Source organism: Comamonas thiooxydans (genome assembly GCF_002157685.2).
Classification (GTDB): domain Bacteria; phylum Pseudomonadota; class Gammaproteobacteria; order Burkholderiales; family Burkholderiaceae_C; genus Comamonas; species Comamonas testosteroni_H.
Genome location: NZ_AP026738.1, coordinates 4,106,061 through 4,131,941, shown reverse-complemented (window position 1 = coordinate 4,131,941; position 25,881 = coordinate 4,106,061). Strand labels below are relative to the sequence as shown.

Sequence of the window (25,881 nt, the reverse complement as noted above, 5' to 3'; positions counted from 1 at the left end):
TGGAATGAAGCCAGTTATTGCCCTGGTAGGGCGCCCCAATGTGGGCAAGTCGACGCTGTTCAATCGACTCACGAAGTCGAGGGATGCCATCGTCGCCGACTTTGCAGGGCTGACGCGTGACCGCCATTACGGCCAGGGCCGTCAGGGCAAGCATGAGTACATCGTCATCGATACGGGCGGTTTCGAGCCGGACGCATCGCGCGGCATCTTCAAGGAGATGGCCAAGCAGACGCAACAAGCCGTGGCGGAAGCCGATGTCGTGATCTTCGTGCTGGATGCGCGCGCCGGTCTGTCCGGTCAGGATCACGAAATCAGCAACTACCTGCGCCGTCTGGGCAAGCCCACTATGCTGGTGGCCAACAAGGCCGAAGGCATGAAGGACGGCGTGCACCTGTCCGAGTTCTATGAGCTGGGCCTCGGCGAGGTCATGCCTGTGTCCGCAGCCCATGGTCAGGGCGTGCGCAGCCTGGTGGATGCGGCTCTGGGTCTGCTGAATCTGCCCGAGCCTGAAGAAGAGGTCTTTGGCGAGGAAGACCAGAAGCCCGTGCGTCTGGCGGTGGCAGGTCGTCCCAACGCCGGCAAGTCCACGCTGATCAATACCTGGCTGGGTGAAGAGCGCCTGGTGGCTTTTGACATGCCTGGCACCACGCGCGATGCGATCACTGTGCCTTTCGAGCGCAATGGTCAGAAGTTCGAGCTGATCGACACCGCCGGTCTGCGCCGCAAGGGCAAGGTATTTGAAGCCATCGAGAAATTCTCGGTGGTCAAGACGCTGCAGGCCATCGAAGGCGCCAACGTCGTGCTGCTGCTGATCGACGCCACGCAAGGCGTGACCGACCAGGACGCCCATATTGCGGGCTATATCCTGGAAAGCGGTCGCTCGGTCGTGCTGGGCATCAACAAATGGGATGCCGTGGATGACTACCAGCGTCAGATGCTGGAGCGCTCCATCGAGACGCGCCTGTCCTTCCTGAAGTTTGCGCCGCTGCACTTCATCTCGGCACAAAAGCGCCAGGGTCTAGAGCCGCTGTGGAAATCCATCATCCAGGCCCATCGTGCAGCCACCTGCAAGATGCCTACTCCTGTGCTGACGCGCATTCTGATGGAGTCGATCCAGTTCCAGACGCCCAAGAAGGTGGGGGCCTATCGTCCCAAGATGCGCTATGCCCACCAGGGCGGCATGAACCCGCCCATCATCGTGATCCACGGCAATTCGCTGGAACTGGTCACCGATGCGTACAAGCGCTTTCTGGAAGGTCGTTTCCGCAAGGAGTTCAATCTTGTCGGCACCCCGTTGCGCATCGACTTGAAAACCTCCCATAATCCTTACGCCGACAAGGATTAATAGCTGTCTGCTGGTGCCTACGGGAAAACCCTTTTCGCTGTTTTTCCTGGGCCCTGTGGTAATGTGTCGGTTTACAACAACACTCTTCGAACACGGAGAATATCGTGAGCAATAAAGGTCAACTCCTCCAAGATCCGTTCCTGAACGCACTGCGTCGTGAACATGTGCCGGTCTCCATCTATCTGGTCAACGGCATCAAGCTGCAGGGCCAAATCGAGTCGTTCGACCAATATGTGGTGCTTCTGCGCAACACTGTGACCCAGATGGTATACAAGCACGCCATCTCCACCATCGTTCCCGGTCGCGCCGTGAACTTCTCGGCCGCTACTCCGGCTGACAACGACGCCGCTGCTGCCTAAGCTTTCTTGCGTCAACGCCCGCCGGCTAGTCCGGCGCGGCTCTTACCCTACGGGACAGGTATTTGAGTTCTGAATCCTTTGAACGTTCCGCGTCTGCGCCAGTGCTGCTGGTGGGCGTGGATTTTGGTGTTCCCCATTTCGATGACGAGCTGGAAGAGCTGGGCCTGCTGGCACAGACCGCTGGCTTGCAACCCGTGGCGCGCTTGACCTGCAAGCGCAAAGCTCCCGATCCTGCGTTGTTCGTGGGCAGTGGCAAGGCGGATGAGATCCGCATGCTGGCCCAGATGCACGGCGCCAAGGAAGTCTGGTTCGACCAGGCTCTGAGCCCGGCGCAGCAGCGCAATCTGGAGCGCCATATCCAGATGCCGGTCAACGACCGGACCATGCTGATTCTGGAAATCTTCGCCCAGCGTGCACGCAGCCATGAAGGCAAGCTGCAGGTGGAGCTGGCTCGCCTGCAATACATCAGCACGCGCCTGGTGCGCCGCTGGAGTCACCTGGAACGTCAGGCTGGCGGTATCGGTGGCCGTGGCGGCCCCGGTGAGAAGCAGATCGAGCTGGACCGCCGCATGATTGACGATGCCATCAAGCGCACCAAGGAGCGCCTGAAAAAGGTCAAGAAGCAGCGTTCCACGCAGAGGCGTCAGCGCTCGCGTCGCGAAGTTTTCAATATTTCCCTGGTTGGCTATACCAATGCCGGCAAATCCACGCTGTTCAATGCCATGGTGAAGGCTCGCGCCTATGCCGCAGATCAGCTGTTTGCCACGCTGGATACCACCACCCGGCAGATGTATCTGACGGAGGCCGAGGAGTCGGTTTCCCTGTCGGATACCGTCGGTTTTATTCGTGACTTGCCGCACGGTCTGGTGGATGCTTTCCAGGCCACCTTGCAGGAGGCGATTGACGCCGATCTGCTGCTGCATGTCGTGGATGCATCGAACCCCGGATTCCCCGAACAAATACAACAAGTCCAAAAAGTTCTGGGTGAAATCGGGGCCGATGATGTGCCTCAGATTCTGGTTTTCAACAAGCTGGATGCCATTGAGCCCGAGCGTCAGCCTGCCATGCTGCAGGATATGTATGAGCTCGATGGCACGCCGGTGCCGCGTGTGTTTGTCAGTGCTCGCTCGGGGCAGGGGCTGGCGCAGCTGCGGCAGATGTTGGCTGACCGGGTTTTGCAGGTACGTGAAGAGGCGGCACGCGAAGAAGTCGAGGGGCAGGACGATAGGTACTGGATGTCCCCTGATGACGACGCGCAATACTAGGGGCTTGCGTTCCTATTGGGCACAATGCTTGCCATGGTCCATGTCTTTTTGAAAACACAGAGACGTCTCGCATGAATTTTTCACAACGCGTCCATCGCCTGGCGGTGCTGCCGCAACGCATTCGCGGGATGTTCAATTTGAACGATCCGCGCTGGGGTCGTGGCGACAACAACAACGAAGATGGCTCCAAGCCGGACAGCTCGGCACCCGAAGGGGATCGTCCTCCGATGCCGCCCGCTCCCGAGCAGCGACCCCGTCCTTCCTCTCCTCAGCAAGGCCAGCCGCCTGATCTGGAAGAGGTATGGCGTGATCTCAACCGCAAGCTTTCCGGCCTGTTCGGTGGAGGCTCCGGCAACGGCCGTGGTGTGCCACCCAGTCGCAGCGGCGGTCAGCCAGGCGAGCCTTTCAACCCCGGTAAAGGAATTTTCCTGATTGCCGGCGTGGCCGTGCTGATCTGGCTGGGTACGGGCTTTTTCATCGTGCAGGAAGGCCAGCAGGCCGTCATCACGCAGTTCGGCAAGTACAAGAGCACCGTGGGAGCGGGCTTCAACTGGCGCTTGCCTTATCCCGTTCAAAAGCATGAGCTGGTCTATGTTTCGCAGATTCGCTCCGCGGAGGTGGGGAGTGACAACATCGTGCGCAGCACGGGGCTGCGTGAATCGGCAATGCTGACCGAGGACGAGAACATCGTCGAGATCAAGTTTGCCGTGCAGTACCGTCTGAGCGATGCGCGAGCCTGGCTGTTCGAAAGCCGCAGTCCTTCCGAGGCCGTGATCCAGGTGGCAGAGTCCGCCGTGCGTGAAGTCGTCGGCAAGATGAGGATGGACGCGGCTCTGGCTGAGGAGCGTGACCAGATCGCGCCGCGAGTACGCGATCTGATGCAGTCCATTCTGGACCGCTACAAGGTGGGCGTTGAAGTGGTGGGCATCAATATGCAGCAAGGCGGCGTGCGGCCACCCGAGCAGGTGCAAGCCTCGTTTGACGATGTGCTCAAGGCTGGTCAGGAGCGTGAGCGTGCCAAGAATGAGGCCCAGGCTTATGCCAACGATGTGGTGCCTCGTGCTGCAGGTGCAGCGGCGCGTCTGGGTGAGGAGGCTGCTGCCTACAAGTCCAAGATCGTGGCCCAGGCTCAGGGTGATGCTGGACGCTTCAGTTCGCTGTATTCCGAGTACCAGAAGGCTCCTCAGGTCACGCGTGACCGTCTCTACATCGATGCGATGCAGCAGGTCTACACCAACGTGACCAAGGTTCTGGTGGAGTCGCGCCAGGGCTCCAATCTGCTGTATCTGCCTCTGGACAAGATCATGCAGAACGTGGGTGGCAGCGCCGCTGCTCCCGCTGCGTCGGGTGATGCAGCTGCCGGTGGCGCAGCTTCGGCTCCAGCCAACGTACGTGTAGTACCCAATCCCGCCGGTGATGCCCGCAGCCGCGATGCGCGCAGCCGTGACCGTGACGCACGCTAGGAGAGAATGCAGTGAATCGAATCGGATTTTTTGTCACCAGCATTCTCGTGGTGCTGGCCTTGCTGAGCTCGACCCTGTTTGTCGTGGATCAGCGTCAGTTCGGTGTGGTCTATGCGCTGGGTCAGATCAAGGAAGTGATCACCGAGCCCGGGCTTAACTTCAAGCTGCCGCCACCGTTGCAGAACGTGCGTTACATCGACAAGCGTCTGCTGACGCTCGACAGCACCGATACCGAGCCCATGCTCACGGCTGAAAAGCAGCGCGTGGTCATCGACTGGTATGTGCGCTGGCGCATCTCCGAGCCTTCGGAATACATCCGTAACGTGGGTCTGGATGAATCTGCCGGTGCCATGCAGCTCAACCGTGTGGTGCGCAATGCCTTTCAGGAAGAGATCAACCGCCGTACCGTGCGTGAGCTGCTGTCTTCCAAGCGTGAAACGCTGATGGCCGACGTCAAGCGTGAAGTGCTGGAAACCGTGCGCGGCTCCAAGCCCTGGGGTGTCGACATCGTCGATGTGCGCATCACTCGCGTGGACTATGCCGAAACCATCACCGAGTCCGTCTATCGCCGTATGGAGGCCGAGCGCAAGCGCGTGGCCAACGAGCTGCGCTCCACAGGCGCGGCTGAGGGTGAAAAGATTCGCGCCGAGGCCGACCGTCAACGTGACATCACCATTGCCAATGCCTACCGCGATGCCCAGAAGATCAAGGGTGAGGGCGATGCTGAAGCGGCACGTGTCTACGCAGAATCCTTTGGCAAGGATCCGCAGTTTGCGCAGTTCTATCGCAGTCTGGATGCTTACAAGGAGAGCTTCTCCAAGAAGAGCGATGTGCTGGTGCTCGATCCTTCGCAAAGCGACTTCTTCAAGGCCTATCGCAGTGGCGGCTCCGCTGGCAAATAAGCCTTGGCTTGCGCAAATTCGGATCAGGCATGGTGTTTTGCCGAGAGCAATGCCTGTTGTGCATCCTTGTTTGCGCAGGTTCGTAAAGCTTTGACAGCGATACAAGCAATGGCCCCTTGAGGGCCATTGTCTATTGGAGGATGGCAATGGATTGGTGGGAGATCCTGGGACTGGCGATCGCCATGCTGCTGGTGCTGGAGGGGCTGCTGCCCCTGTTCGCGCCCGGACTGTGGCGCCAGCTGTTTTCCCAGTTGCTGCAACTCAGGGATGGGCAGCTGCGCTTTTGCGGATTGCTCTGTATCGCAGCAGGCGCCATCATGCTGGTGCTGCTTTAAATACTGCCGATACTGGCTAGGCCTTAGCGGTCAAATTGGGCGAGGCTGGCAAAGCCGGTAGAATCGCATTTTTAACAGCCTCCCCATTTCTCCATGTCTGCTTGGGTCCTGCCGGATCACATTGCCGATGTTTTGCCCTCCGAGGCACGGCACATCGAAGAATTGCGTCGAGGATTGCTCGATACTGCGCGCAGCTATGGCTATGAGCTTGTCATGCCACCCATGCTGGAGTATCTGGAGTCCTTGCTGACGGGTACAGGCGAAGCTCTTGCCCTTCAAACCTCCAAACTGATTGACCAGCTCTCCGGTCGCACCATGGGCCTGCGCGCAGACATGACGCAGCAGGTGGCACGCATTGATGCACATTTGCTCAATCGCAAGGGCGTAACCCGTCTGTGCTACTGCGGCCCTGTCGTTCATGCGCGCCCCGATCGTCCGCGTGCCACGCGTGAGCCGTTCCAGTTCGGTGCTGAAATCTACGGTCATGAAGGCCTGGAAGCCGACCTCGAAGCCCTGCACCTGGCTCTCGACTGCCTCAAGGGAGCGGGCGTCAAGGATGTCATCGTGGACCTGGCCGATGTGCGCATCGTGCGCAGTCTGCTGGCTGGCGTGTTGGTCGATGAGCAAGTGCTGCGAGGGGTTCATGCAGCCCTGGCCTCCAAGGATGCAACCGAGCTGGCTCAGCTGACCCGCGATTTCCCCGAGGCCTCGCGTGAAGGCCTGATGGCGCTGCTGCAACTGTACGGCGGCATGGAAGTGCTCGATCAAGCTGAAAAGCTGCTGGAGCGCACTGCCGGCGTGCGCAATGTGCTGTCACATTTGCGCTGGCTGGTGCAGCATCTGGATGGCGTCAAGGTCAGCTTCGATCTGGCCGATCTGCGTGGCTACTCCTACTACAGCGGCACGCGCTTTGCGATCTATGTGCCCGGCGGCAGCGATGCCCTGGTGCGCGGTGGCCGCTACGACGAAGTTGGTGCAGTGTTCGGGCGCAATCGTCCCGCTGCCGGCTTCAGTCTCGATATCAAACAACTGGTGGCTGTCGTGCCCGAGCGTCCGCTCAAGGCTGCCATCCGCGCCCCCTGGGGCGATGACGCGCAAGTGGCTGCCGCCATTGCCGCATTGCGTCAGCAGGGCGAGACGGTGGTCTGCGTGCTGCCAGGGCATGAAAGCGAAGTGGATGAGTTCCACTGCGACCGTGAGCTTGCCAATGTAGGCGGGCAATGGGTCGTGCAAGCCATTTAAGGCATTTGACTAATTCTTCGATTTATCGGATTGGAATATGAATACATCCAAAGGTCGCAATGTGGTCGTCGTCGGCACCCAGTGGGGTGATGAAGGCAAGGGCAAGCTGGTTGACTGGCTGACCGAAAGCGCCAACGGCGTCGTGCGTTTCCAGGGCGGTCACAACGCCGGTCACACACTGGTCATCAACGGCGTGAAGACGGCTCTGCACCTGATTCCCAGCGGCATCATGCGCCCTGGTGTGAAGTGCTACATCGGCAACGGTGTGGTGCTTTCCGTGGGCAAGCTGTTTGAAGAAATCGAAGGTCTGGAAAAGGCCGGCGTGCAAGTGCGTGAGCGTCTGCGCGTGTCCGAAGCCTGCCCGCTGATCCTGCCTTTCCACCAGGCTCTGGACGTGGCCCGTGAAGCGGCCCGCGAAAAGGGTGGCGTGCAGAAGATCGGCACCACCGGCAAGGGCATCGGCCCCTCCTACGAAGACAAGATCGCCCGCCGTGCCCTGCGTGTGCAGGACCTGAAGCACCCTGAGCGCTTCGCCACCAAGCTGCGCGAGCTGCTGAACCTGCACAACCACATTCTGGTGAATGTGCTGGGTTCCAAGAACTTCGACTTCGGCGCTGGCCTGGCTCCCTACATGAAGGACGGCGAAGTGCAGTTCGACGCCGTGTATGAAGAAGCCATGCGTCATGCCGAGCTGCTCAAGCCCATGATTGCCGATGTTTCGCGCGAGCTCAATGCTGTGCACGCCGAAGGCGGAAACCTGCTGTTCGAAGGCGCGCAAGGCACGCTGCTGGACGTGGATCACGGCACCTATCCCTATGTCACATCGTCCAACTGCGTGGCCGGCAATGCCGCCGCAGGTGCTGGCGTGGGCCCGGGTCTGCTGCACTACATCCTGGGCATCACCAAGGCTTACTGCACCCGCGTGGGTGGCGGTCCCTTCCCCACTGAGCTGGAATGGGAAAAGGAAGGCACTCCCGGTTGGGTCATGTCCACTGTGGGCGCTGAGAAGGGTGTGACCACCGGTCGTTCGCGCCGCTGCGGCTGGTTCGATGCTGCGTTGCTCAAGCGTTCGGCCCAGATCAACGGTCTGTCCGGTCTGTGCATCACCAAGCTGGACGTGCTGGACGGCATCGAAGAGCTGCAACTGTGCGTGGGCTATGAGCTCGACGGCGAGAAGATCGACCTGCTGCCTCTGGGCGCGGACGATATCGAGCGCTGCAAGCCCATCTACGAATCCATCCCTGGCTGGACAGACTCCACCGTGGGTGTGACCGAATACGACAAGCTGCCCGTGAACGCTCGCCGCTATCTGGACCGTATCGCTGAAGTGACCGGTGTGCCCATTGCCATGGTGTCCACCAGCCCCGACCGCGACCACACCATCCTGATGCACAACCCGTACAGCGCCGCCTGATCGGGCCGGGTTTTACTGAACTTTCAAAGGAACTGTGCCCATGCTGACAGAAGACGGTAAGCACCTGTATGTGAGCTACGACGAGTACCACGGTCTCATCGAAAAGCTCGCCATCAAGATCCACCAGTCCGGCTGGGAATTCGACACCATCCTGTGCCTGGCACGCGGTGGTCTGCGTCCCGGCGACATCCTGAGCCGCATTTTCGACAAGCCTCTGGCCATCATGTCCACCAGCTCCTACCGCGCCGAAGCCGGCACGGTGCAGGGCCATCTGGACATCGGTCGCTTCATTGCCACGCCCAAGGGCGATATTTCCGGCCGCGTGCTGCTGGTGGACGATCTGGCGGACTCGGGCGCCACGCTCAAGGCCGTGATCGCCATGCTCAAGACCAACTACGCACCCATTACGGAGCTGCGCAGCGCCGTGATCTGGACCAAGGGCGTGTCGACCTTCGAGCCCGATTATTCGGTGGACTTCTTGGCCACCAACCCCTGGATTCACCAGCCTTTCGAAGGCTATGACACGCTGAATCCCGAAAAGCTGGCGGAGAAGTGGAAGGTCTGAGGACCCGTCACCGACGTTGGCAAAGGAGCCCTTTCAGGGCTCCTTTTTTTATAGAGCAATGATGTTCATCAATAGATGAGCGCCATGTGCCTTTATTCCAACGGTTTCAAGCTTTTTTAAAGCTGTACTGTAATAAAAGCATGAGCTAGCTGCTCCTGTTTTTGAATTGTTGTCATGATGCGGCCTGCGTCGATCAGGCAAGCTTGGCGTGGCATTTCAACAAGCTTTGTAAACCAGAAGGCTTGTGTTGGCAGCGGCTGCATTGGCGCAGCTACACTGCATGGATTCTGAGAAGGTGGTGGTTGTGGGACGTCTTTCTATTGGGCGCACTGGCGCTGCTGTGGCATTGGTCGTGGGCGTGGGTGCCGCGGCATGGTTGGGGGCTTCGGCCTTGCCCGGTTTCAAGTCTGCCAAGGCAGCCGCACCGGCGGTCGCTGCCGCTCCTGTGGTCGCGCCCGCGGCGGCGGTTGCAACCGGTGCATCTGTGCCGCCAGCCGCTGTCAAGCCCGCACAGGCGGCGCGTGCAGTGCAAGGCCCAACGCCCATCTTTGTGCTCAATTCCCTGGATGCATCCATCAGCGTGATCGATCCACAGACCTGGAAGGAGCAGTCGCGCATTCCTACGGGCAAGGAGCCTCATCATCTGTATCTGACGCCAGACGAAAAGTCGCTGGTGGTGGCCAATGCGCTGGGCGATTCGCTGACTCTGGTGGATCCGCGCACGGGGGCCGTGCAGCGTGTGATCCGCGATATCGTGGACCCATACCACCTGCGCTTTTCACCGGACATGAAATGGTTCGTCACGGCTGCCAACCGCCTCAACCACATCGATTTCTACCGCTGGGATGCGGCCACGCAGACGCCGACTCTGGTCAAGCGCGTCTCCACCGGCAAGACGCCCAGCCATTTGTTCATCGACGCGCAGAGCAAGACGCTGTACTCCACCATGCAGGACAGCGACGCCCTGGTGGCCATCGATATCGCCACCCAGACCATCAAGGCCCGCGTGCCCACAGGCCCCATGCCTGCGGACGTCTATGGCAGCCCTGATGGCAAAAAGCTGTTTGTCGGCCTGACGGGCGGCGATGGTGTCGAGGTGTTCGATATCACCGGCGCCGAGCCACGCAGCCTGGGTCAGATCAAGACGGCTGCCGGAGCGCATGCCTTCCGCGCTGCCGGCGATGATCGCCATCTGTACGTGAGCAATCGCGTGGCCAATACCATCAGCAAGATCGATATGGTCAGCAGCCAGGTCGTTGCCAATTACCCGGCGCCTGGCGGCCCCGACTGCATGGATGTCTCGGCTGACGGTCGCTACATCTTCGTGGCCTCGCGCTGGGCGCGCAAGCTGTCGGTGATCGACACGGTGGAGAAGAAGGTGGTCAATCAGGTTAACGTGGGCAAGTCGCCTCACGGTGTCTGGACGCTGTCCCACGCTGCGCGCTAAGGTGCTTGTCCTTGCTGCATCGAAACGGCAGGGATGGCTTGGTCTCCGTGTTGACCACCTCAAGGAGGGTGGATGCAAAGACGTTGTTTCATGCTTGGATCGCTGGTCGGTGGCCTGTCTGCCGTTCCAGCCTTCGCTGTCGAAGCTTCAAAAAAGATAGCTTCAGGCACTTGCTCCAAGGCGGTTTACCTGACCTTTGATACCGGGCATATGGGCATAGCCCAGCTTGTCGCCCAGGTTCTGCAAAAGCACAAGGTGCCCGTCACATTCTTTGCGGCCAATGAGGCCACGAAGGAGGGGGGCAGCAGTCTGGGCGACTTCTGGGCACCCTGGTGGAAGGCGCGTGCCGACGAAGGTCACCAGCTTGCATCGCATACCTTCGACCATATGTACTGGCTGGCCGATATCCGCGACAAGGCCACGGGCCAGGTCACGCACTTCAAGGTCAAGCCCTCGGCCGGGCCCAGAGCCGGTCAGAGCTATGTGGTGTCTGCCGATGAGTACCGCCAGGAGATTGCCCGCTCCGCTCAGCGGCTGGCGCAGATCACGGGTCGCAAGACCTTGCCGCTGTATCGTGCGCCCGGCGGCAAGACATCGCCAGCACTGATTGCCGCAGCGCAGCAAGGCGGCTTTCAGCATGTGGGCTGGGCGCCGGCAGGCTTTCTGGGCGATGAGCTGCCCAGCGACAGGTACCCCAATGAACGCTTGCTGGCCCAGGCACTCAAAAACATAGGCGGCGGCGATATCTTGCTGGCCCACCTCGGCATCTGGTCGCGCCAAGACCCCTGGGCCCCGGCGGTGCTGGAGCCGCTGATCGTCGGTCTGCTGGATAAGGGTTTTTGCTTTCGTACGCTGGCCGAGCATCCGGCGTACCAGGGCTGGATTGCGCAGCACCGCTGAGTGCTGCAAGAGGAGTGAGTTGTGGATTGGTTGGTTCAGATGTTTGGAGAGGCGCAGCAACGCTTGTTTGAAGGCGTGGTTCAGCCGTTTCTGTTCCATTTCGGCATGGCGAACCTGCTCGAAGATGGCTACACGGCCACAGGCTGGCTGTTGGTGGGCTTACTGCAGATAGCGGTCATGGTCGCGGTGATCGTGCCGCTGCAGCGCTGGAGGCCGGTCGAGCCCGTGGTCGACCGCCAGGCGATTCGTGTGGACATCCTCTACACGCTGATTCATCGGCTGGGACTTTTCCGGCTGGCCTTGTTCTTCACGACAGAGCCGCTGTGGAATTCGCTCATGGGCCAGCTCCATGTCTGGGGCTTGCCGGGCTTTCACCTTGACGACATCTGGCCGGGCGTGACGGACAACGCCTGGGTCAGCCTGCTGATGTATCTGGTTGTCTTCGATCTGGTCGAGTACTGGATTCATCGCGGCCAGCATGGATTTACATGGTGGTGGAAGCTGCATGCCGTGCACCACTCGCAGCGCCAGATGACGGTGTGGAGCGACAACCGCAATCACCTGCTCGACGACGTGATCCATGACGCCATCATCGTGCTGGTGGCGCAACTGATTGGCGTGGCGCCCGGGCAGTTCGTGGCCATCGTGGCCCTGACCCAGCTCAGCGAGAGCTTTCAGCACGCCAACGTGCGCATCTGGTTTGGCCAGCTGGGTGAGCGTCTGTGGATCAGCCCGCGCTTTCACCGACGCCATCACGCCATCGGTATCGGTCACGAGCCCATGGCGCCGGTGCGCAACAAAAAGGTCCACGGCAACAACTTCGGCGTGCTCTTGCCCTGGTGGGACATGTTGTTCGGTACGGCCAATTTCGATCTGCGCTATGACCCCACTGGCATTCGCGATCAGGTGCAGGCCAATGCGAAAGGGCAGCTGCGCGACTATGGCCGTGGCTTCTGGGCGCAGCAGTGGCTGGCTGTCCTGCGATTGATGGGTCGCGCATAAGTCAATCCTTGAGTATGCTTGCCAGCATGAGCTTGCTACTCGACTCTTTTTGGCGTGCCATGGCGTATTGCCTGCATAAGCGGGTCATTGTCTGGTCACTCTTGCCGCTGCTGGCCATGGCCTTGATGGCCTGGCTTCTTGGTTACTTCTTCTGGGCCGATGCGGTCCTCAAGGTGCAAAGCCTGCTTGATGGGGTGGGCTGGCTGCATTCCTTGTGGCTATGGCTGCAAGGGCTGGGCCTTGGGTATGCCTCGGAGGTGGTGGCTTCCATTTTTGTTGTGTTGGGAGCAACGCCTGTACTCGTGGTGCTGGTTTTGCTGCTGGTGGGCCTGTTCATGGCGCCTGTGCTGACGCAACTGGTGGCCGAGAAACGCTTTGCCGGGCTGGAGAAAAAGCATGGTGGCTCTACTGTGGCCAGCCTGGTCTGGTCGGGCGGCTCCACGTTGATTGCGCTGCTGGCCTTGTTTGTCACTCTGCCGCTATGGGTGTTCCCGCCGCTGATGCTGGTGGTGGCGCCTTTGATCTGGGGCTGGCTTACCTATAGGGTCATGGCATTTGACGCCTTGTCCGAGCATGCCAGCAAGGACGAGCGCCGGGCCCTGTTTGCCCGTCACCGCATGTCGCTCATTCTGATGGGGGTGATCTGCGGCTATCTGGGTGCAGCACCTGGTGTGGTCTGGATTTCCGGGCTGCTGTTCCTGGCCGCTTTCTGGATTCTGGTTCCGATTGCGATCTGGATCTATGCGCTGGTGTTTGCCTTCTCTGCACTGTGGTTCGCTCACTTCTGCCTGGCGGCGCTGGAGCAAATGAGGGCGCAGACCATCCCCAGTGCTGCCGACCCGCAGGTCCCGTTTGCACCTGGTGCAGGTGATTCGGATGGTGCAGCTTCGGTGGCTCGCTGATGAGCGTCTGTAGCAGGGCGAATCAGGCGTCATGCACCAAAAACAATCTTATTTCAAAAATGCACCATCTTGGTGCATTTTTATTCACCAAGATGGTGCAGCTGTGAGGCGTGCTCTGGCAGTGAGACAATGCGCGTCTGTTTGGTGCAGTTTGCAGATACAGCTCTGGTAAGTGCTTATGTCTTGTGCCGAATATCTTTACACCAAGGCTCGGTTTCGGTGCGCAGATGTTGTTGTGAGGCGCCTAGGTCGAGTTGGCACGCAAACTGCTAGATACTATTCATTCTTTATTTGATCAGCCAAAGTTGGCAGGAGAGATCTAATGGCGAAGACCGTTGCAGACGTGATGCAGATGGTGCAGGATAACGAGGTCAAGTTCGTGGACCTGCGCTTTACCGATACCCGCGGCAAGGAACAGCACGTGACCGTGCCCGTGTCGCACTTCGACGAGGACAAGTTCACCTCGGGCCATGCTTTCGACGGTTCTTCCGTTGCTGGCTGGAAGGGTATCGAAGCCTCGGACATGCAGCTGGTTCCCGATCCCAACACTGCCAATATCGATCCCTTCTTCGAAGAAACCACACTGATTCTGCAGTGCGATGTGATCGAGCCCGGTGACGGCAAGGCCTACGACCGCGATCCCCGTTCCATCGCCAAGCGTGCCGAAGCCTATCTGAAGGCTTCCGGCCTGGGCGATACCGCTTACTTCGGCCCCGAACCCGAATTCTTCATCTTCGACGGCGTGCGTTGGGGCACCGAGCCTCACAACCCCTTCTTCGAAATCGAAGAATACGAGGCACCCTGGAACACAGGCACCAAGTTCGAGACCGGTAACCGTGGTCACCGTCCTCGCGTCAAGGGTGGCTACTTCCCCGTTCCTCCTGTCGACAGCACCCAGGACATGCGCGCAGAGATGTCGCTGCTGCTGGAAGCCGTCGGCATTCCTGTCGAAGTGTTCCACCACGAAGTGGCCGGTGCCGGTCAGAACGAAATCGGCACACGCTTCTCGACCCTGGTCGAGCGTGCCGACTGGACACAGCTGCAGAAGTACATCATCTGGAACGTGGCCAACACCTACGGCAAGACGGCAACCTTCATGCCCAAGCCCTACGCTGGCGATAACGGCTCCGGCATGCATGTGCACCAGTCCGTGTGGAAGGATGGCAAGAACCTGTTCGCCGGCGACGGCTATGCCGGCCTGTCCGACTTTGCCCTGTACTACATTGGCGGCATCATCAAGCACGCTCGTGCGCTGAACGCCATCACCAACCCTGGCACCAACAGCTACAAGCGTCTGGTTCCCGGCTTCGAAGCGCCCGTGAAGCTGGCTTACTCGGCCAAGAATCGCTCGGCCTCCATCCGTATTCCTTACGTCAGCAACCCCAAGGCTCGTCGCGTGGAAGCTCGCTTCCCCGATCCTCTGATGAACCCCTACCTGGGTTTCGCCGCTCTGCTGATGGCCGGCCTGGACGGCGTGGAAAACAAGATCCATCCCGGCGAAGCCGCGACCAAGGATCTCTACCACCTGCCTCCCGAGGAAGACAAGCTGGTGCCTACCGTCTGCCACAGCCTGGATCAGGCTCTGGAAGCCCTGGACGCCGACCGTGCGTTCCTGACCAAGGGTGGTGTGTTCTCCGACAGCATGCTGGATGCCTACATCGAGCTGAAGATGGGCGAAGTGACTCGCTATCGCCAGTCGGTGCACCCTGTCGAATACGATATGTACTTCTCGCTGTAAAGCAGAGGTCAAAAAAGGCGGCGCAAGCCGCCTTTTTTATTGAGCGCCCGCTGCGGTGGGCGTGGAAGCAAAGGAACCAAACGGGTTGGTGGCGGTCAAGTAGTCAATAAAAGCCGCGGGCTTGGAGCGATACTCAGGGTATTGCGGACTTGCGGCCGCCGTCTGCCTGAGAGGACCGAATGAAGAAGTTTTATGTGTTGTCGTTGCTGTGCCTTGCATCCGGGCTGGTTTCTGCCCAGGATGTGATCTACCGCTGCGGCAATGAGTACACCAACAATGTTTCGCAGGCCAAGGCCAAAGGGTGCAAGCCGGTCGATGGCAGTGGCGTGACGGTGATTCACGGCACCAGATCCTCGGGTGGCAATACCGCTGCGGCTGCGGCCAAGCCCAAGGCGGCAAGTAGCTCTGCATCGAGCGCACCGGCCCCGGCCCGTAGCGACAGTGCCGCGCAGAAAGCGCGTGACTCCGATGCACGAGCCATCCTGCAAGGCGAGTTGAACAAGGCCCAGGCCAGACTGGCCGAGCTCAAGACAGAGTACAACGATGGCAACCCCGTGCGCACGGCGCTGGAGCTGCGCAATCCTCAGGGCTACCCGGAGCGGGTGGCCAAGCTCAAGGCCGATATCACACGCCAGGAAAGTGATATCGCAGGCATCAGGCGAGAGCTGGACCGGCTGCCTGCGGTCAATTAATCCGGCCCCTGGGGCTGGTCATTTTTGGTCTATCGAATGAGTTCCACTGCAGCCCCGCTCCCCGATATCTCCAGGCCTGATCCGGATCAGGCCAATGCTCACGGCTACCAGTCGCTGGACTGGCTTTGCACCCTGATTGCCGTGCTTGACGAGTACGGCATGGTGCGCTTCGTCAACGCCGCGCTGGAAAACGCCCTGGGCCAGTCGCGCCGCATCATGGTGGGCAGTGACTTCGCCACCTGCTTTGCCGAGCCTGCCTTGCTGGACAAGGCGCTCAGCGGCGCCCGTTCCAACGACTTTGCTGCGCTGCGCTTCGAGGCCAGCCTGCTGCGCCTGGGGCAGGAGCCCTTGCCGATTCACGCGGCGGTTTCGCTGGCCGAGAAGGCCGGCCATGTCATGGTAGAGATGTGGCCACTGGAGCAGCAGGCCCGTCAGGATCGCGAGGAGCGCATCCGAGAGCAGGCGCTGGCGAACAAGGAACTGATCCGCAATCTGGCGCACGAGATCAAGAATCCGCTGGGCGGTATTCGCGGCGCGGCCCAGCTGCTGCAGATGGATCTGGTCACGCCCGAGTTGCTGGAATACACCACGGTCATCATTCACGAGGCTGATCGCCTGCAGGCGCTGGTGGACAGATTGCTGGCCCCGCATCGCCACCCGCATGAAGTGGGCGACGTCAACATCCACGAGGTCTGCGAGCGCGTGCGTTCGCTGGTGCTGGTCGAGCATCCTCAGGGGCTCAAGATCACGCGCGACTACGACATTTCCATCCCCGAGTTCAGAGGCGACAGCGCACAGCTGATACAGGCCCTGCTCAATATCGTTCAGAACGCGGCACAGGCGCTTGGGCGGCGCATTGCAGAGGGCGATGCCGAGATCACTCTGAGGACGCGTGTGGCCAGACAGGTCACTCTGGGGCGCGAGCGCTACAGATTGGCACTGGAATTGCATGTAATCGACAACGGGTCAGGCGTGCCAGATGCCATCAAGGAGCGGATTTTCTATCCTTTGGTCTCAGGCAGGGACGGCGGATCCGGCCTGGGGCTGACGCTGGCTCAGACCTTTGTGCAGCGTCACCATGGCCTGATCGAGTGCGAGAGCCAGCCGGGGAGGACGGATTTCCGAATCCTGATACCGCTGCCATAAAGCCTGACATTATCAATATGCAGAAGAAGGGAAGGATGTTGCACGAATGAAGCCAATCTGGATTGTGGACGACGACCCTTCCATCCGCTTTGTGCTTGAAAAAGCATTGGGGCGTGAAGGCTGGCCCATTCGCAGCTTTACCCAGCCGCGTGATGTGCTCAAGGCCCTGGCTGATGTGGACAACAGCGATCCCGAGCGTCAGGCTCCGCAGGTGCTGGTCAGCGATATACGCATGCCTGGCGGCTCGGGCCTTGAGCTGCTGGAGCAAGTCAGGGCGCAGCAGCCCGGACTGCCCATGATCATCATGACGGCCTATTCCGATCTGGACAGTGCAGTCTCGGCGTTCCAGCGTGGAGCCTTCGAGTATCTGCCCAAGCCATTTGACGTACCCAAGGCCGTGGAGTTGATCCGGCGCGCCGTCGAGGAAAGCCAGCGAGAGGAGGTGGCCGATATCCAGGCTCCGGTACAGGCGGAAATGCTGGGTCAGGCACCCGCCATGCAAGACGTGTTTCGCGCCATCGGCAGATTGAGCCAGAGTCATGTCACGGTGCTGATCACCGGGGAGTCCGGTGCCGGCAAGGAGCTGGTGGCACGGGCGCTGCACAAGCATTCTCCCGTTGCAGGCGGACCGTTTGTGGCCATCAATACCGCCGCCATTCCGAAAGATCTGCTGGAGTCCGAGCTGTTCGGCCACGAGCGAGGCGCCTTTACCGGCGCGCAGACCCAGCGCAGGGGGCGTTTCGAGCAGGCCGAAGGCGGTACGCTGTTTCTCGATGAAATCGGTGACATGCCGTTCGAGCTGCAGACGCGTCTGCTGCGCGTGCTCTCCGATGGTCATTTCTACCGGGTTGGCGGACATCAGGCCGTCAAGGCCCATGTGCGTGTGATTGCGGCGACGCACCAGGATCTGGAGCTGCGCGTCAAGGACGGTGCTTTCCGCGAGGACTTGTTCCATCGTCTGAATGTGATCCGCCTGCGCCTGCCTGCATTGCGCGAGCGCAAGGAAGACGTCCCCATGCTGACCCAGCATTTCCTGCAGCAAAGCGCGCGTCAGCTGGGGGTTGAGCCCAAACGCATGAGCACGGCCGCCATGAGCCGTCTGCAGGCCTTCAACTTCCCGGGCAATGTGCGCCAGCTGGAAAACATCTGCCACTGGTTGACCGTCATGGCTCCGGCCCAGCAGATTGCACTCAAGGACTTGCCACCCGAAGTGTTGGGCAGCTCTGCATCGGCGAGCACCGCAGTCTTTGCCGGTGCATTGAGCAGTGGTGTGGGCCTGGACCAGTCCAAGGCAAGTCTGCCTGAAGCGGTAGCCATGTCCGTGCCAGGCACTGCGGCAACGCCTTTGACCGAAGCTCCGACATTGACCGAGGGCTGGCTGGAAGGATTGGGCAAGCAGGCCGAGGAACTTTTGTCGCAAGGCCACCACGATGTATGGGATCAGCTGTCCCATCAGTTCGAGGCACAGTTGCTGCGAACGGCCCTGGCAGCCACGCATGGTCGCAGAGTGGAGGCTGCCAGCCGGCTGGGGATTGGCCGCAACACCATCACCCGGAAGTTGCAGGAGCTGGGGCTGGAAAACGAGAATTTCGACTGAAGCAGTGTAGTGGCCACTTGCTTTCGCGGTGGGTTTTATCTGTCCTACATAGTGCAATCACGGTTGACGACATGAGGCAGATGGCGCAGGGATAAAAATCAACAGGCCTCTTGTTGATTGGACTGTTTGCGTTGTCTGCCTTGCCTTTACCCATCTCTTTCCCGCCTGCACCGGAGTCTTTCCCGCGGGATGCGAACGCCTTGTCGCCATTGCTGCAGATGCCGGAGGCCGAGGAGGCCTTCTGGCACGAGCGCTATATGTGTGAGCCTTACTTTGTCCCTGGGCGTAGCTTTGATCAGTATTACCCCGCCTATCTGCTGGGCTGGCAGGCCGGCAGATATCGGGCTCGGCAGTCGGCTTCAGGGAAGAGCAGGAGTTTCGAATCCCTGGAGGCCGAGTTGCGCCAGCATTGGTCGCGGCATTGCGGGGGCAGCCTGCTGGACTGGTCTCAGGTCAGAGCAGCCGTCAAGGCAGCCTGGCGCCGTGCGATTGTTCCACCCGTGTCCAAGCCTTGCGCGGAGGCCGCACTGGGCCAGATGGCGAAGAACAGTCTTGCTATGGCGTTGCAGGCAGGACTGCGTTTTGCGCAAAGCTCCAGACTGTTCTTGACGACTGCGGACTCCAGCATGGCTGTCGATGCTCTGCGCCGCTTCTCGCAGGATTCACACAAGCTGGTTTCCGAGCTGGAGGAACTGCTTGATGGTGTTCCGGAAGCCCCGCTATCCATGGCCTTGGATGAGGGCGGTCTGCTGGAGCGAGTGCGCAAGACATGGCTTGACTACTTGGGGGAGACGGTGGCCGAAACCTGGCTGGATGTGCTGCGGCGCTTGCAGACCTGGCTGGAGCGCACGGAGCACACTGTTCAGCTGGATTTGCCGGTCAAAGTTGCCAAGCTGCTCAAACGCCATGTGATGCTGTTGCGCGGCCAACTGCAGGCCTTGCAGTGGCTGAGCCATGGCGCTGCCTGATCTGCGTTCCGCCTCAGTCCAGTGTGACAACCACGGGGGCGTGGTCGCTGGGCTGTTTGTTCTTGCGCGGAGCGCGGTCCACGTTGCAGGCGCTGACCTTGCTCCTGAGCGCTTCGCTGACCAGAATATGGTCGATGCGCAGGCCGCGATTCTTCTGAAAGCCCAGCATGCGGTAATCCCACCAGGAGTAGCTTTTCTCCGGTTGCTCGAACATGCGGAAGGCATCGCTCAAGCCCAGTTGCAGCAGGCGCTGGAAATGCTCGCGTTCTTCCACCGTATGATGAATCGTGTCCTTGAGGCCGACGGGGTCGTAGGAGTCGCGATCTTCGGGGGCCACGTTGAAGTCCCCCACCAGCACTAGGCGCGGATGCAGGGTCATCTGGCTCTGAATCCAATCGTGCAGCGCCTGCAGCCAGCGCATCTTGTAGGCAAATTTTTCCGAGCCAGGTTCCTGGCCGTTGACGAAGTAGCCGTTGATCAGGCGAATTTCGCCATCCGGCGAGTCTATGGTCGTGGCAATGATGCGGGCCTGCTCGTCGTCAAGCCCGGGGATGTTGCGCACCACATCGCGCCCCGTGTCGCGCGTGATCCAGGCCACGCCGTTATAGGTCTTCTGGCCGTGGCTGACGGCCTTGTAGCCAGCTTCCTCGAACGCCATGTGCGGGAACTTGTCGTCGGTGAGCTTGAGTTCCTGCAGTCCCAGTGCATCGACGGGGTTGGCGGCAAGCCAGTCCAGCACCTGCGGCAGCCGTACGGACAAGGAGTTCACATTCCAGGTGGCAATTTTCATTGTCATATAAGCCCACTTGATTTCAATGGGTTGCGTATCTGATTTTTAGGTTTCTAGCTCCAGCTACCCAGCTAGCTACCTAAAAAAGTGTTCAAAGATGGTCGTGCTTTCAGCTCCTTCTATCGTATCAGCCACATAGTTCCCGCTGAGCGAGCGCGTTTTGGAATAAGGCGGCCAAGTTGCAGTCGCAAGCCCGTGAGTGCTGAACATGCCTTTGAGCCGTCGCACATGTGCCATCATCTGCAGGTGCTGTGCCGGTGTCACAGCCAGAGTGTGATCAGGCTACGCACACGCTCCAGGGCCTTGACGGCTTGTACCAGCGAGGTGATTGAGCCATGTCACGGCAACAAGGCTGGGTCGGCATCTCCGTCAGGCTCGTATTGGGGCGAGTGCCATTGGCTAAAACATATGACGGATACCGACGCCGAAGCCTGTCTGGTTGATTCCGGCGACCGGCAGGCTGCCAGCCTGGCCGCTGCTAGCACTGAATGTGGCATTGCCGCTGTTCTTCGTGTGTCCCAGTGATGCGTAGGCGGCGGTTCGTTTGGAGAGGTGGTAGGTGCCACGCAGCACCATGAACTGGCCTTTGTCGCTATTGGACTTGTACTGGAGCCGGTAGTACTGGGTGTCGAAAGTCCATGCCCCCGCGGGATATGAAAGGCCGACGAACCACAGGTCGCTGCGGGGGGAGACCTTGTAGCCATCGTTGTCGCGGCGCAGAAATCCCGCTCCAATCTTGATTCCGTTGAGTTTCACATAACCGTTGAGCATGCTGCGCTTGTCGCTCATGCTGCTTTGGCTTAGACCACCAAATGCACCCGAGCCCCCCTTGAGTACGTCATGAGCCAGCGCAGCCCCCCAACTGGCGGAGTCGTACTTGAGCAACATCGACCATTCGCGGCAAGCGTTCCTGTCGGTGCCACTCTCGCCGGCACAATTTGTGCCGGCGGGGCTAGGGCCGGCATTGACCGTATCACGCCCAAAGCTGTAGGTCATGCCCACGGTCAGTCCTGAGAATATGCCCTTGTAGGAGATGGCGTTGTCGGCGCGCGCATTCGGAAAATAGCTGTCGAAGTTCGCAATGCTGTGCATACCCGGTCCGATGACATCGGCGTCATGCATCGACCAAAACAGCATCGTGTACTGCCGGCCCAGGCCAACCTGACCCCAGGGGCCGTTCAGGCCAACAAACGACTGTCGCCCAAACCCGCGCCCACCTTGGTTCAAGACGCCCGAATCAGGTGCGATGCCCATTTCGAGAACGAACTGGGCACTTATTCCGCCTCCCAAATCTTCACGACCACGAAATCCCAGCCTGGATGGAATGTTGCCCGCGTTGCTGGGGATGCGCGTGAGTCCGGAACCAGTGGCACCCACATGGTTGATGTGTTCGACAGCGGTATCGAGCAACCCATAGATTGTGATGTTTGGTTGAGCATGACAGGCGCCTCCCACCCACAGGAATGCAGCGGCACGGAAAAATTGCTTGTTCATCGGGGTCTCCTCCAGCATTGCGGTCCAACGTCCGTACGCACCTCAGGCGATGGCCGTCGGCAGTGGCGAGCAATCAGCCTGTTCGCTGAGCTCCATCAGCAGCTGCATACACAACTGTCCGCGCTCGACAGCGCGCTCATGCCACAGGTTGTGTTGCTCGAGCGGATCGGCGCGCAGGTCGTAGAGCTCGCACAGCTCGGGCAAGTTGCTCAAGGTCAGGCGCCATTCTTCGCTGACGAGGCTGCGAAGGCGGTAGCGGCGCGTTCTTCCGTGCGGCAGCACCACAGGCTCGCTTTCTACAATGACGCCAGGGCGCGATGGGACTGTTTGCGACTGCCCGTCCAGCCAGGGCAGCAGATTGAGTCCCTGGATCCCGTTGTAGGGGGCGAGCCCGCAGCGCGCCAGCACGGTCTTGGCAATGTCGATGGTTCCGGATGGCAGATCCAGGACCGGAGGAGCGGCCCGGCTGCATGGGTCCTTCCAGATGAAGGGTACGCGCGTGAGCCCACTGAAATGCATGGCACCCTTGAGCACGATGCCATGGTCGCCCATCATGTCGCCGTGGTCACTGGTGAAGATGATGACCGTGTCGTCCTCTATGCCCAACTCCTGAAGAGTCTGGAGTAACGCCCCGACCTGCTCGTCGATCATGCTGACCATGCCGTAGGTCAGGGCCAGCGTTTCCTTGCATTCACGGCTGCTTACGGCGTAGGCGCCGTAACCCTCGCGGGAGCCTCCCTCTCTGGTGTAGCGATGAACGTCGACCAGCAGTTGAGAGTTGCCGGGCTTGCCGAAGCTGGGTGGCAATGGCATGTCCTCAGGCTGGTACATATCCCAGAACCGTCCCGGGGGGGTGAATGGGTGGTGCGGATCAGGAAAGGACAAGTTGAGAAAGAACGGCTTGCCGGACGAGCCTTGCACATGTTTTCTGAGCCAGTTGCAGCCGCGCTCCCCCACCCAGGCCGAGGGGTACAGTGCCTCGGGCATGGCCGTGCGCCATGCCTGCGGCGCGCTGTAGCCTGGCGAAGGCAGGGCGTTGGCGCGGCCGCGCAGACTGTCGGGTGCGGGGTGGCGTTGGGCCAGCCAGCGGGCATAGTCACCTTCAACCTGGTCGCCGTGGAAAGTAGCCAGCTCCACATGTTCGAAACCGTAGTAAGGGGTGCTCACCGCCATGCGCTTGCCACTGCGCCAATCGGACGTCCATTCGTTCAAATACCCGTCGCCGTCACGCTGGCGCTTTCGTGCGTCCAGTAGCTCGAGCGGCGGTGCGACACCTTGGTCGCCATGGCTCCAGCGACGGCGTGCAGGGCCGTCATAGCCAAAAGACTGCAGGTGAGACTTGCCTATGAGTGCCGTGGCATAGCCTCCTGCGCGCAGCAGTTCCACAAAGGTAGTGTGATCGCGCGAGAGGCTGATGCCGTTGTGCACCACGCCATGCAGCGATGGCAGCCGTCCGGTCATCAGCGTGGCACGATTGGACATGCATGTGGTGCTGGCAGCGTGAAAGTTGCTGGCGCGTACGCCGGTACGGGCCAGGCGGTCGATGTTTGGTGTCTGCAGCAGCGTGTTGCCCACGCAACCCAGGTGATCGGCACGCTGCTGGTCGGTGACGATCAGCAGCACGTTGGGAGTCTTGTTCGTCATGGGGCCGGCTTTCAGTCGGCAGTGATGCCAAGTTCTTTCACAAGCTTGCCGTAGCGCTTGTAGTCGGCGCGGGTCTTTTCGGCGAAAGCGCTGCGTGGCTGGTTTTCCACGCTCTGGTACAGGTTTCTGAACTGGGCTGCGACCTCGGGCTTGGCCAGAATCTCGCGCAAGGTCTTGTTGATATCGTCAGCCAGCGCCGGGTCCATGTTGCGGGGGCCATAGACGCCGAAGGAAATGTCGACCTCCACCCCTGCAAAGCCTTGTTCCTGCATGGTTGGCAAGCTGGGCAGAAAAGAGCTGCGGGCCTTGTCGGCCACGGCCAGCGGTACCAGGCGTCCCGCATCGATCAGGGGCTTGGCAACAGGCATGCCGAGGAAGGTCAGCATCACATGGCTGCCCAGCACGTCGTTGATCGCCGGTGTCGTACCTTTGTAGGGCACATGGCGCAATTGCACGCGGGCTGCCCTGTTGAACAGTTCACCCACGATATGCATGGGAGACCCATTGCCCGAGGTGGCGTAGCCCAGGTCGGGCTGTGTCTTTGCCATCCGGGCCACATCGCCCGCCGTTTTTGCACCGAGTCTGGGGTTGGCGAGCATCAGCATGGAGGCTGATGAGAGCAGCGCGATCGGAGTGTAGTCCTTGACGACATCGGCATGCTGCCCGCCCGCCGGCAGCACGTGAGGGACCATGGTGAAGGTGTTCGGTGTCACCAGCAGGGTGTGGCCGTCTGCCTCGGCGCGGGCGACGGAGTCGTTGCCCAGGTTGCCCGACGCACCCGCCCTGTTCACCACGATGACGGGATTTTTCCAGCGCGCTTGAAGCTGGGGCGCCAACAGGCGTGCTATCTGATCGGGAGCTCCTCCTGGCGGGAACGAGACGACCAAGGTAATGGGCCTGTCCGGATGTGTGGGCATGCCGGTTTGCGCGGCCGCGCCCCAAGCAGCCCCGCCGAGGCCGAGGCAAAGGGGGAGTAATAGTTGTCCAAGCAGGTGGGGCATCTGTGTGTCTCCGGCGATTTTGAATGTTTGCCGAACTTTACTTAGCGCCCGCGTGCTGTCACAGTAGGTGCAAGATTGAAACAGCTTCAAGCAGAATTTGTAAATACATGGACAGGCTTAGACTCATCACCACATTCATGAACGTGGCTGAGGCAGAGAATTTCAGCCGTGCCGCGCAATCGCTGCACCTGACGCCACAGGCTGTGAGTCAGCAAATATCACAGCTCGAATCGTGGTTGGGCGTGCGCCTGTTTCACCGCTCCACGCGCCGCATGGCATTGACGGAAGACGGTCGTGTGTTCTATGAGCGTTGCCGCGTCGGTCTTCAGTCGATCGACCAGGGCGAGCGCGAATTGCGCGACCGTGCAAGCGGCATCACCGGCTCGATCAAGGTGGCCTCAAGCCTGAGTCTGGGGCAGTTGCTGGTGGCGCCACTGCTGGCACAGTTCAATGAAAGCTATCCCGATATCCGCATCGAACTCGTGACACAGAACCCCTGGCCCGACACGGTGGACCTGGGCATGGACATCGGTGTAATCGGCGGGCCACTGCTCAACGTATCGCTGGTCGCGCGCAGAGTCGGGCGTTTCACTCACATGCTCTGCGCCGCGCCTGCCTATCTGGCCGCCAAGGGGACACCCAAGAGTCCGCAAGAACTGCTGCAGCACTGCTGCATCGGCCTGAGGCACCCACGCACCAACCGCATCTGGCCCTGGACCTTTCAATCGGCTCGCCGGCAGACGATGCTGGAGCCGCCGTTCTCCTTCATCACGCAGGACCCTGCCGTGCAGCGGCAGCTCGTGCTGCAGGGGGCAGGCATCGGTCAACTGACAGATTACTTTGCGCGACCTCTCATAGCCAGCGGAGCGCTGGTAGAACTCCCCCTCGGCTACAGCGGCCCTCGTCTGGACGTACATGTTTTCATTCCCCAGCGCGAACACACGCCCCGGCGCATCAAGTTGCTCAATGATTTCCTCTATGAAAGGCTCAAGCAGTTCTTTCACAGCTAAAGACGAGGGATAGAGGGGCCCTGGTCGATAGCGAGGCCTGCTGGGAGCACACCAGAATAGGCATCTTGCGCATCAATGCCGTGCATGCAGGTGGTGAGTTTGGGCATGTTCCCCCGCTGTGAAACTCACGCGAGTTGGACACCTCTCCAACCACCTGGCAGGCGACCCTGCCAACTGTCCACGGGGGCAGTGGCGATCCAAATCGGGTTCAGCCTGTGGCTGGCAGCAAATCAAGCTCTGGAGCAGGCAAGGTTGTCTGCAGCGATCCCTTTCAGGGCTTCGGGATGCCGGACTCTCTGGAGGGACATGGTCTTTCTTGATGCTTTCGGAAAGCAAATTGCTCACAAGCAGGCGTGCAGGGGTTTGCTACATTGAGCCCATGAAACATGCTTCAAGCCTGGCAGGGATGATGATTGTCGTGGCGGCAGCCGGTGGCTGCGCGCAATCGGTTTCCGTCAATTTTGGCAACCCCTCGGAAGCCAACTGCAAAAAGCAGGGCGGTGTGCTGCGCACCGAGAAGGGGGTGGATGCTGATCGAAATACCTGCGTGCTGCCTGACGGCTCTGCTTTTGAGGAATGGGTGCAGCACGCGCGGCAGCCGCCCGCGAAATAGGTCGAGGCCCAGACCTGGCTTCAGGCCGTGGCAAGGCGCTGCTCAGG

The 25,881-nt window shown here is 60.3% G+C and carries 24 protein-coding genes; 20 read left to right on the top strand and 4 right to left on the bottom strand.

All coding sequences use genetic code 11. The features are described 5' to 3' along the window. Positions 1–4: 4 nt before the first annotated feature. The 18 genes from der (at position 5) to CTR2_RS19105 (ending at position 19,282) form a co-directional block, all read left to right on the top strand. A complete protein-coding gene (der, locus tag CTR2_RS19190) occupies positions 5–1,345 on the top strand; it encodes a ribosome biogenesis GTPase Der (RefSeq protein WP_087081839.1) in 1,341 nt (446 codons plus the stop codon). A 104-nt stretch (positions 1,346–1,449) separates the two neighbouring features. Then, a complete protein-coding gene (hfq, locus tag CTR2_RS19185; protein WP_012839170.1) occupies positions 1,450–1,704 on the top strand; it encodes an RNA chaperone Hfq in 255 nt (84 codons plus the stop codon). A 101-nt stretch (positions 1,705–1,805) separates the two neighbouring features. Beyond that, complete coding sequence (hflX, locus tag CTR2_RS19180; RefSeq protein ID WP_176391707.1) at positions 1,806–2,969, top strand: GTPase HflX; 1,164 nt, start codon at positions 1,806–1,808, stop codon at positions 2,967–2,969. A gap of 71 nt (positions 2,970–3,040) precedes the next feature. After that, on the top strand, positions 3,041–4,432 hold the full coding sequence (gene hflK / locus CTR2_RS19175) for an FtsH protease activity modulator HflK (protein WP_087081843.1): 1,392 nt from the start codon (positions 3,041–3,043) through the stop codon (positions 4,430–4,432). Positions 4,433–4,443: 11 nt separating this feature from the next. Then, on the top strand, positions 4,444–5,334 hold the full coding sequence (hflC, locus tag CTR2_RS19170; protein WP_003077535.1) for a protease modulator HflC: 891 nt from the start codon (positions 4,444–4,446) through the stop codon (positions 5,332–5,334). A gap of 146 nt (positions 5,335–5,480) precedes the next feature. Then, positions 5,481–5,669 carry a DUF2065 family protein gene (locus tag CTR2_RS19165; protein ID WP_012839168.1) on the top strand — a complete coding sequence of 63 codons (189 nt, stop codon included), beginning with the start codon at positions 5,481–5,483 and terminating at the stop codon, positions 5,667–5,669. Positions 5,670–5,762: 93 nt separating this feature from the next. Then, positions 5,763–6,911 (top strand): ATP phosphoribosyltransferase regulatory subunit, encoded by a 1,149-nt coding sequence (locus CTR2_RS19160; RefSeq protein ID WP_087081845.1) that lies wholly within the window; start codon positions 5,763–5,765, stop codon positions 6,909–6,911. 37 nt (positions 6,912–6,948) lie between these two features. Next, entirely contained in the window at positions 6,949–8,325 is a 1,377-nt protein-coding gene (locus tag CTR2_RS19155; protein WP_087081847.1) for an adenylosuccinate synthase, read from the top strand. 40 nt (positions 8,326–8,365) lie between these two features. After that, complete coding sequence (locus CTR2_RS19150) at positions 8,366–8,890, top strand: phosphoribosyltransferase (protein WP_003063794.1); 525 nt, start codon at positions 8,366–8,368, stop codon at positions 8,888–8,890. 280 nt (positions 8,891–9,170) lie between these two features. Next, positions 9,171–10,337 (top strand): YncE family protein, encoded by a 1,167-nt coding sequence (locus CTR2_RS19145; protein ID WP_087081849.1) that lies wholly within the window; start codon positions 9,171–9,173, stop codon positions 10,335–10,337. Between the two features lie 72 nt (positions 10,338–10,409). Continuing rightward, positions 10,410–11,237, top strand: coding sequence for a polysaccharide deacetylase family protein (locus CTR2_RS19140; RefSeq protein WP_087081851.1), 828 nt, complete (start codon positions 10,410–10,412; stop codon positions 11,235–11,237). 21 nt (positions 11,238–11,258) lie between these two features. Beyond that, positions 11,259–12,239, top strand: a complete 981-nt coding sequence (locus CTR2_RS19135) for a sterol desaturase family protein (protein ID WP_087081853.1) — start codon at positions 11,259–11,261, stop codon at positions 12,237–12,239. A gap of 14 nt (positions 12,240–12,253) precedes the next feature. Continuing rightward, positions 12,254–13,141: an EI24 domain-containing protein gene (locus CTR2_RS19130; RefSeq protein WP_087081855.1), complete on the top strand. Its 888-nt coding sequence runs from the start codon at positions 12,254–12,256 to the stop codon at positions 13,139–13,141. A gap of 322 nt (positions 13,142–13,463) precedes the next feature. Then, the gene (glnA, locus tag CTR2_RS19125; RefSeq protein ID WP_003077519.1) at positions 13,464–14,879 is read left to right on the top strand and encodes a type I glutamate--ammonia ligase; all 1,416 of its coding nucleotides are present in this window, start codon (positions 13,464–13,466) and stop codon (positions 14,877–14,879) included. 179 nt (positions 14,880–15,058) lie between these two features. Then, positions 15,059–15,571 (top strand): hypothetical protein, encoded by a 513-nt coding sequence (locus tag CTR2_RS19120; RefSeq protein ID WP_087081857.1) that lies wholly within the window; start codon positions 15,059–15,061, stop codon positions 15,569–15,571. A 36-nt stretch (positions 15,572–15,607) separates the two neighbouring features. Next, positions 15,608–16,717: a nitrogen regulation protein NR(II) gene (gene glnL / locus CTR2_RS19115; protein ID WP_176391614.1), complete on the top strand. Its 1,110-nt coding sequence runs from the start codon at positions 15,608–15,610 to the stop codon at positions 16,715–16,717. A 46-nt stretch (positions 16,718–16,763) separates the two neighbouring features. Next, positions 16,764–18,314 carry a nitrogen regulation protein NR(I) gene (gene ntrC, locus CTR2_RS19110; protein ID WP_087081859.1) on the top strand — a complete coding sequence of 517 codons (1,551 nt, stop codon included), beginning with the start codon at positions 16,764–16,766 and terminating at the stop codon, positions 18,312–18,314. A gap of 200 nt (positions 18,315–18,514) precedes the next feature. After that, positions 18,515–19,282, top strand: a complete 768-nt coding sequence (locus CTR2_RS19105; protein ID WP_254913248.1) for a hypothetical protein — start codon at positions 18,515–18,517, stop codon at positions 19,280–19,282. A 13-nt stretch (positions 19,283–19,295) separates the two neighbouring features. Here the strand turns inward: CTR2_RS19105 and xth are convergent, their stop codons facing one another. From xth to CTR2_RS19085, 4 genes are all read right to left on the bottom strand, one after another. Further along, positions 19,296–20,072 carry an exodeoxyribonuclease III gene (gene xth, locus CTR2_RS19100; protein WP_087081863.1) on the bottom strand — a complete coding sequence of 259 codons (777 nt, stop codon included), beginning with the start codon at positions 20,070–20,072 and terminating at the stop codon, positions 19,296–19,298. A 399-nt stretch (positions 20,073–20,471) separates the two neighbouring features. Further along, positions 20,472–21,566: a porin gene (locus CTR2_RS19095; protein WP_087081865.1), complete on the bottom strand. Its 1,095-nt coding sequence runs from the start codon at positions 21,564–21,566 to the stop codon at positions 20,472–20,474. 42 nt (positions 21,567–21,608) lie between these two features. Further along, positions 21,609–23,210, bottom strand: a complete 1,602-nt coding sequence (locus tag CTR2_RS19090; protein ID WP_087081867.1) for a sulfatase family protein — start codon at positions 23,208–23,210, stop codon at positions 21,609–21,611. 11 nt (positions 23,211–23,221) lie between these two features. Beyond that, positions 23,222–24,127: a Bug family tripartite tricarboxylate transporter substrate binding protein gene (locus CTR2_RS19085; RefSeq protein WP_087081869.1), complete on the bottom strand. Its 906-nt coding sequence runs from the start codon at positions 24,125–24,127 to the stop codon at positions 23,222–23,224. 191 nt (positions 24,128–24,318) lie between these two features. Between CTR2_RS19085 and CTR2_RS19080 the strand changes: the two genes are divergently transcribed. Both CTR2_RS19080 and CTR2_RS19075 read left to right on the top strand, forming a co-directional pair. After that, positions 24,319–25,221, top strand: coding sequence for a LysR family transcriptional regulator (locus CTR2_RS19080; RefSeq protein WP_057092744.1), 903 nt, complete (start codon positions 24,319–24,321; stop codon positions 25,219–25,221). Between the two features lie 319 nt (positions 25,222–25,540). Continuing rightward, positions 25,541–25,834: a putative hemolysin gene (locus tag CTR2_RS19075; protein WP_254913249.1), complete on the top strand. Its 294-nt coding sequence runs from the start codon at positions 25,541–25,543 to the stop codon at positions 25,832–25,834. Positions 25,835–25,881: the final 47 nt, after the last annotated feature.

Coding starts and splice junctions, on each gene's coding strand:
- der (WP_087081839.1), top strand. CDS start 5: ATGAAGCCAGTTATTGCCCTGGTAGGGCGCCCCAATGTGGGCAAGTCG.
- hflK (WP_087081843.1), top strand. CDS start 3,041: ATGAATTTTTCACAACGCGTCCATCGCCTGGCGGTGCTGCCGCAACGC.
- CTR2_RS19165 (WP_012839168.1), top strand. CDS start 5,481: ATGGATTGGTGGGAGATCCTGGGACTGGCGATCGCCATGCTGCTGGTG.
- CTR2_RS19160 (WP_087081845.1), top strand. CDS start 5,763: ATGTCTGCTTGGGTCCTGCCGGATCACATTGCCGATGTTTTGCCCTCC.
- CTR2_RS19155 (WP_087081847.1), top strand. CDS start 6,949: ATGAATACATCCAAAGGTCGCAATGTGGTCGTCGTCGGCACCCAGTGG.
- CTR2_RS19150 (WP_003063794.1), top strand. CDS start 8,366: ATGCTGACAGAAGACGGTAAGCACCTGTATGTGAGCTACGACGAGTAC.
- CTR2_RS19145 (WP_087081849.1), top strand. CDS start 9,171: ATGGATTCTGAGAAGGTGGTGGTTGTGGGACGTCTTTCTATTGGGCGC.
- CTR2_RS19140 (WP_087081851.1), top strand. CDS start 10,410: ATGCAAAGACGTTGTTTCATGCTTGGATCGCTGGTCGGTGGCCTGTCT.
- CTR2_RS19130 (WP_087081855.1), top strand. CDS start 12,254: ATGCTTGCCAGCATGAGCTTGCTACTCGACTCTTTTTGGCGTGCCATG.
- glnA (WP_003077519.1), top strand. CDS start 13,464: ATGGCGAAGACCGTTGCAGACGTGATGCAGATGGTGCAGGATAACGAG.
- CTR2_RS19120 (WP_087081857.1), top strand. CDS start 15,059: ATGAAGAAGTTTTATGTGTTGTCGTTGCTGTGCCTTGCATCCGGGCTG.
- glnL (WP_176391614.1), top strand. CDS start 15,608: ATGAGTTCCACTGCAGCCCCGCTCCCCGATATCTCCAGGCCTGATCCG.
- ntrC (WP_087081859.1), top strand. CDS start 16,764: ATGAAGCCAATCTGGATTGTGGACGACGACCCTTCCATCCGCTTTGTG.
- xth (WP_087081863.1), bottom strand. CDS start 20,072: ATGAAAATTGCCACCTGGAATGTGAACTCCTTGTCCGTACGGCTGCCG.
- CTR2_RS19095 (WP_087081865.1), bottom strand. CDS start 21,566: ATGAACAAGCAATTTTTCCGTGCCGCTGCATTCCTGTGGGTGGGAGGC.
- CTR2_RS19090 (WP_087081867.1), bottom strand. CDS start 23,210: ATGACGAACAAGACTCCCAACGTGCTGCTGATCGTCACCGACCAGCAG.
- CTR2_RS19085 (WP_087081869.1), bottom strand. CDS start 24,127: ATGCCCACACATCCGGACAGGCCCATTACCTTGGTCGTCTCGTTCCCG.
- CTR2_RS19080 (WP_057092744.1), top strand. CDS start 24,319: ATGGACAGGCTTAGACTCATCACCACATTCATGAACGTGGCTGAGGCA.
- CTR2_RS19075 (WP_254913249.1), top strand. CDS start 25,541: ATGCTTTCGGAAAGCAAATTGCTCACAAGCAGGCGTGCAGGGGTTTGC.